Genomic DNA, 1,183 nt, shown 5'->3' with positions numbered 1-1,183 from the left:
TGCTCGAAGCCAGCCTGACTCTGGCCTTCCACCGATACAACTTGTCACGTTGATGCAGCCACTACCTGGAAAAAGACATTGGTCCAGAAGCAGCCATGATCGAAGGATGGGCAGACTTTTTTGAGGCTGTAACCACCGACAATGTACCTAATGCGGCAAGTGAAGGCATAGCCTACTGGGTTGAGTACCCTGACAGATATCCCTCGGTCCCCACAGGGCCGGGCAGCGAACTTCGCGTGGCATCTTTTCTATACGATCTCTACGATGCTGATCTTGAGGGGTATTACAACGAATGGGATGACGATGCCTTGAAGCCTGCTGGAGGCCCTCAACAGAGGTTCCGTAACGTTGCTCAATATGCTAATAATCTTCCGGTATCCGCTGAGTTCAAGCAGATGTGGTTCCAAAACATCAAGCCCACGCTCGACCCCAACAGCTTGTCTGTTGTGTGCGGCATACTCCGAAGTGCGACTCTGGGCAGCATCGATCCAGCTTGCCCCTAACCTAAAGCGCGGAGTGGAGAGCATCTCCACTCCGCCTCTCCTAAGGAGTTCGAAAATGATGCGTTTCCTGCCTTGTATTGGAGTATTGGCCCTCTCACTCATGAGTTGTCAGGTTGGCCCACGCCTTTCTGACCTGGGTCCCACTCTTGAACAGGCCACCATCAAAACTGGTGACACCGTACAAGTCAATACCAGTCTCCCTGTTCAAATTATGAGTGCCATTACCGTCGATTTTACCCAGACTCTGACCTCTCGCCTAGATGTTTGTATTCTCCCCGGCAACATTACCCTCACTGTAGACGTTCGGGACGTTTGCCTTGGTCAGGCAGCTCTTCCTGAGGGCGTAGCTGTTGACCTAGACACTACCATCGTAGGAGCTAGAACCCTTACCTTCTATAAGGGTAGCACGACCCCAATTGCACACCAAACCGCTTTTAGTTTCTCGAAGATCGGTACATATACTATCTTTCCCCGCCATCGTCTCCAGAACCAATACGGCGCGTTTGCTGGACACCGCATTTCCCCCGGTACAGTCATTACTGTTAAATAACCAAAAGACCTATTGATTAAAATTAGTGAGATCAACAGCGCAGGGCAGTGGACTGAAAGTCCGATAAGTAGCTTCCGGGTGTAGATTGCATCATATTGCAATTCCCCAGTTGGCTCCACCAACTGCCCTT

General features: G+C 50.9%; 1 protein-coding gene. It reads left to right on the top strand.

Annotated features, from left to right (window positions below; all coding sequences use genetic code 11):
- Positions 1-65: 65 nt before the first annotated feature.
- Positions 66-503, top strand: a complete 438-nt coding sequence (locus IE158_RS13365; RefSeq protein WP_505706232.1) for a hypothetical protein — start codon at positions 66-68, stop codon at positions 501-503.
- Positions 504-1,183: the final 680 nt, after the last annotated feature.

It is taken from the genome of Deinococcus piscis (assembly GCF_014653275.1).
Lineage (GTDB): Bacteria > Deinococcota > Deinococci > Deinococcales > Deinococcaceae > Deinococcus > Deinococcus piscis.
This window is presented reverse-complemented; position numbering and strand designations above follow the sequence as displayed.